Annotated in this window: 4 protein-coding genes; 1 reads left to right on the forward strand and 3 read right to left on the reverse strand. The window is 58.8% G+C overall.

The features are described 5' to 3' along the window. Positions 1 to 55: 55 nt before the first annotated feature. Positions 56 to 1270, reverse strand: a complete 1215-nt coding sequence (gene serB, locus AC1DSG_RS26770; RefSeq protein WP_007945613.1) for a phosphoserine phosphatase SerB — start codon at positions 1268 to 1270, stop codon at positions 56 to 58. Positions 1271 to 1404: 134 nt separating this feature from the next. Between serB and AC1DSG_RS26775 the strand changes: the two genes are divergently transcribed. Further along, positions 1405 to 2934, forward strand: coding sequence for an AhpA/YtjB family protein (locus AC1DSG_RS26775; RefSeq protein WP_477793578.1), 1530 nt, complete (start codon positions 1405 to 1407; stop codon positions 2932 to 2934). Positions 2935 to 3217: 283 nt separating this feature from the next. Here the strand turns inward: AC1DSG_RS26775 and AC1DSG_RS26780 are convergent, their stop codons facing one another. Then, positions 3218 to 3931, reverse strand: coding sequence for a PqiC family protein (locus tag AC1DSG_RS26780; protein WP_477793579.1), 714 nt, complete (start codon positions 3929 to 3931; stop codon positions 3218 to 3220). 231 nt (positions 3932 to 4162) lie between these two features. Continuing rightward, positions 4163 to 5540: DNA gyrase subunit A (locus AC1DSG_RS26785; RefSeq protein ID WP_477793580.1), on the reverse strand; the 1378-nt coding region annotated here is incomplete at its 5' end.

The raw sequence follows: 5540 nt of genomic DNA on the forward strand, positions 1-5540 counted from the left end.
ACATCTATGTTGACTGTTACACCGTTTTCGCGAGCAGGCTCGCTCCCACATTGTTTTAGAGCTGTCCGTCGCGATCGCGAAAGCCCAACAGGTACAGCACACCATCCAGCCCAAGGGTGGAAATCGCCTGCTTCGCCGACTGTTTCACCAGCGGCTTGGCGCGGAACGCCACACCCAACCCGGCAATCGCCAGCATCGGCAAATCATTGGCGCCGTCACCGACCGCAATGGTCTGCTCCAGTCGCAACCCTTCCTTATGGGCCAGCTCACGCAGCAAGTCTGCCTTACGCTGCGCATCGACAATGGGCTCGACCGCAACACCCGTGACTTTACCGTCGACCACTTCCAGTTCGTTGGCAAATACGTAGTCAATGCCCAGCTTGGCCTGCAATTGCTTGGCGAAGTAGGTAAAACCACCCGACAGAATGGCGGTCTTGTAGCCCAAACGCTTGAGTTCGGCGAACAGAGTTTCAGCACCTTCGGTCAGGCGCAGGGAAGCACCGATCGAATCCAGCACGCTGACATCCAGACCTTGCAGCAACGCCAGACGCTCTTTGAAGCTCGCGCGAAAATCCAGCTCGCCAGCCATTGCTCGCTCGGTGATTTCAGACACTTGATCGCCGACACCCGCCGCCTTGGCCAGTTCGTCGATCACTTCTGCTTCGATCAGGGTCGAGTCCATGTCGAACACCGCCAGGCGACGGTTGCGACGGAACAGCGAGTCTTCCTGAAAGGCGATGTCGACGTTCAGTTCCTGCGCAACGCTGAGGAATTCGGCCCGCAGCGCCTGCGGATCAGCCGCTTCGCCACGCACGGAAAACTCGATGCAGCCCTTGCCCTTGTCGGCCGGGGTGTCCAGCGGCATGCGTCCGGACAGACGATCGATGTGATCGATGTTCAGACCATATTTGGCGGTGATCGAGCTCACGGCCTGCAATTGCCCGGCAGTCACTTTGCGAGTCAATAGCGTCACGATGTGGCGTTTCTTGCCCTGATTGCCGACCCACTGCTGATAATCCTCTTCGGACACCGGCGTGAAACGCACCTGTTGATCGAGCTCGTAACCCTTGAACAGGATGTCCTTGAGCACCGACTTGCCTTGCTCGGTATCCGGAATTTCAACCAGGATGCCGAACGACAGGGTGTCGTGGATCACCGCCTGACCGATGTCGAGAATGTTCACACCACCCTGGGCCAGAACACCGGTAATGGCCGCAGTCAGACCCGGACGGTCGACTCCCGTGATGTTTATCAGGACGATTTCGCGCAAGGCGCACCCCCGCAAGTGGAAAAAAACCGCATTCTACCCACTTTCAGTGACCATCGGGCACCGTGAGCGCTTTGCCGGCCTATGGCCTGTCGCTATACTGCGCGTCAACTTCACGGACAAAGAGCCGAGCGCAAGTGAACCGGCCCACGCCAGTAAAAACCGACAACTTCTTTCTGCTGATCTTCCGGGCACTGCGCCACCGCCGTGTACCGATTGCATTGCGCATTGCCAGCCATAACGTGATCCTGGTCGCTCTGGCCCTGGTGATCTATGCCGGCGTGATGGGTTTGCAGTTCAAGCAGGCCATGCACGAGCAGGCAGATGCGCTGGGCGAAAGCCTGACCACGCAGACAGCCACCTCCGCTACGGAGCTGTTGGTGTCCAACGACATCCTCAGTCTCAATGTGCTGCTCAACAACCTGACCAAGAACAAGCTGGTGGCCCACGCCGCCATCTATAGCGTGGATAACCGCATCCTCGCCGAGGCCGGCCAGCGTCCCAAGCACAGTCTGCTGGGCGAAGCCGAGGGCATGTACCAGAGCAAGATCACGTTCCAGGACGTGACCGCCGGGCAACTGCGCATCAGCCTGGACATGGATCAATTCCAGCAGCCAATGACCATCAGCCTGCAAAGCATGGGCATTTTGAGTGCAATCCTGTTGGCATTGTCCCTGGCCCTGAGCCTGCGTTTGGGCCGCCACATCTCTACTCCGCTGCTGCAATTGCGCGTGTGGCTGCGCAACATCGACGAATACACCCCGGCCACCGACCGCCAGGACGAGATCGGCGACCTGGCCCGCCAGCTGCACGCCAATTTCGCACCGGAGCCCGCCGAGCCAGAACCGGTGCCGGAGCCTGAGTACGACGACAGCGATGAAGACGCGGACGACAACGAGCCGGCCTTCGAAGTACGCAACTTGCGTGACCCGAGTTTCGATGAAACCAAACCGGTCGCCAGCCTGAAACCAGCGCCACGGCAGATTGTCAGCACCGTTGAAGACGACGATGACGATGATGCGTTTGCCGACCTGCGTGACGAGTCGGTCGCCGTCGCACCGAAACCGGCAGCAAAACCCGTGATCTCGAACGTGCCACAACACAGCGCCGTCCTGGCCGTGCAACTGGGCGCCCAGGACCAACTGCGCCGTCTGCCCCGCGCACGCCTCGAAGAATTGCTGAAACGCTATCGCGACTGCCTTGATCAGGCGGCTTTGCTCTACCAGAGCGAACTGCACACACTGAATGATGGCAGCACGCTGATGCTGTTCCACACCGAAGACAGTGGCGACGACTACCTGACCAACGCCATCTGCTGCGGTGAGTTGCTGCGAGCCCTGGGTCATCAGTTGCAGATCGAAGTGGCGGACAGCGGCATCACCCTGCAATTGCAGTTGGGTCTGTCGCTGGGTGAAGAGTTGTTCGGTATGAGTCAGATCGATTTGCTGCTGACCGAACCCGCTCAGGACGCTCTGGCCCTGTCGCAACACAGCCGCAACCTGCTACTGGTGCAGCGCAAGATCGGTGACGACGTACTGATTCGTCAACGTGCACGGATTCGCCCTATTGCAAGCCCTGAGGGCGCTTGTTGTGTGGAGCGGTTGATGGAGCCTTATCCGTCGATGCTGGAACGGCAACTGGCGCGGATGCATGAACGTCGGGCGTAAGCCTTAACACCGTAACAACGAAGCCCGCAAACAAGAGATTGTCTGCGGGCTTTTTGTTGGCTTCATGTAGCAGTTGCCGAGCCTGCGAGGCTGCGTTCGACTGCGCAGCAGTCGTAAGGGCAATGGATGCATTCCAATAGACCGCACTCGCAGGAATTGCGAGGACTTCGGTCGAGCGCGACCCCGGCTCGAACGCAGCCTCGCAGGCTCGACAGCTGCTACAAGCCCCTGCAGAAACAACAAAGCCCGCATCACTGCGGGCTTTGTGTTGAACAATCCAGGCTTAGAACCTGAACACTTCCATATCGGTCCGGATCGGCGAAGCCATCGGGATCTTCGGCTGTTTCTCTTGCTGGACCGCAGGCGCGACAGGTTTTGCCGCAGGTTTACGCGGCGCATCAGCAATCGCTGGCTGGTTGGCCAATGGCTTGAGCGCCACCGACAACTGCTCCGCCAGACGCTGCAACAACACACCTTGCGCCTGAACCTGCGCCGCTGTGCCGCCCGAGTGCTCTTCTTGCAGGTGAATGATGCGATTATCGCGAACCTTTCCACGACGGTCGATCAATCGCCATTGCGCATCCAGGATTGCTGGTTGCGACACACCCGAGTCCAGGCGAGTAATTGTCAGCAATACCTGAACATCCGGGGTAAAACCCGAAGTGGCAGGCGCCAGCACAACGCGCTGACTGTCCAGTCGACCGGCTACCTGACGCAACAACAGCTGATCAATGTCGGAAGACAGGCTGCCCGCCCAACGACCGTCCGTGGCAGCTTGCAGACTGCCATCGGGCTGACGCTGCAACAGGGTTTCGCGTTGCAGGTAATCGGCAACCGTTACCGGACCCAACAATACAGCCATGCCCGCGCTTTGCGCTGGCGAAACCGGGCTTCCGCTGTCCAGTTGATACAGCGACACCGGCTGATGAACGCTGCAACCCGCCAGGCCTAAAACGCCAGCGAGCACCAAAATAAAAGGAAGGCGCAGAGCAGTCATCGTCCCATCCAGGTGGCTGCCACAAGGCTAACCACAGTGAAAATACTCAATACATATGAAGAACGCTCGGCCACGCCGGCGCTTGAAAGGCCCTATCATCCGTGAATATGCGTTCCGACTCCAGCGCCAAAGCGTTGATCCACGCGTTAAATCGTAGATCGAACGCTCTAGCAGGCGTTAGCGACTGGTTCCCCGCAGGAGGGAAACTGTCGAGAACGCCGCCTGGGACGCTTAATTGAGGTTTTCGACGAGCAGCGCATCCACCCGCTGAAAGCCACGTGGCAATTTGTTACCACGACGCCCACGCTCACCTTTGTAGTGTTCAAGGTCGTCTGCTTTCAGTGACAAAGTACGCTTTCCGGCCTGCAACACCAAAGTGGCACCCTCAGGCAATACGGCGATGTCCGTCACATACTCTTCGCGATTGGCCACCCGTTCACCGGTGATGCCGATGATCTTATTGCCTTTGCCTTTACCTAATTGTGGCAGGTCGCTGATTTTGAAGATCAGCAAGCGACCTTCGGTCGTCACCGAAGCCAGCCAGTTGTTCTCGCGATCAGCCACCGGGCGCGGAAGAATGACTTTCGAGTTGCTCGGCAGGCTCAGTAGCGCCTTGCCGGCCTTGTTCTTGGCCTGGAAATCTTCGCCTTTGACTACGAAACCATACCCGGCGTCGGAAGCGATCACGTACAGCGAATCGTCTTCCGGCATCAGTACGCATTCGAAAGTCGCGCCTGGCGGCGGCGTCAGACGACCTGTCAGCGGCTCGCCCTGGCCGCGGGCCGATGGCAACGTGTGCGTCGCCACCGAATAACTGCGACCCGTGGAGTCGATAAACACCGCAAACTGGTTGGAGCGACCAGCCGCCAAGGCCTTGAAGCCGTCCCCGGCCTTGTAGGAAAGCCCAGTGGCGTCGATCTCATGCCCTTTGGCAGAGCGAACCCAGCCTTTTTCCGACAGCACGACCGTCACTTTCTCATTCGGCAGCAGATCGTGTTCGGTCAGGGCCTTGGCTTCGGCGCGCTCGACAATCGGCGACCGACGGTCATCGCCATAGGTTTCGGCGTCCTTGATCAGCTCGGTGCGCACCAACTTTTTCAGCTTGGCTTCGCTGCTCAGCAGGGCTTGCAGCTTGGCTTGTTCCTTGAGCAATTCATCCTGCTCGGCACGCAGCTTCATCTCTTCCAGTCGCGCCAATTGACGCAAACGGGTGTCGAGGATGTAGTCGGCCTGGATTTCGCTCAAGGCGAAACGCGCGATCAGGGCGGCCTTTGGGTGCTCCTCGGTACGGATGATGTGAATTACTTCATCCAGGTTGAGGTAGGCAATCAACAAACCGTCCAACAGGTGCAGGCGACGTTCGACCTTATCGAGGCGGAATTGCAGGCGCCGACGCACGGTCTGCACCCGGAATTCCAGCCACTCGACCAGCAGCGCCCGCAGGTTTTTCAGCTGTGGCTTGCCGTCCAGGCCAATGATGTTGATGTTGACCCGGTAGCTCGACTCCAACTCGGTGCTGGCGAACAGATGCGTCATCAGTGCATCGTGGTCAAAGTTCTTGCGCGCACCCGGGATGATCACGATGCGGCACGGGTTTTCGTGGTCGGAT

Source organism: Pseudomonas sp. P5_A12 (assembly GCF_056400685.1).

Bases quoted from the DNA above. Each gene is read 5' to 3' on its own strand.
- AC1DSG_RS26780 (WP_477793579.1), bottom strand. From the start codon at position 3,931: ATGACTGCTCTGCGCCTTCCTTTTATTTTGGTGCTCGCTGGCGTTTTA.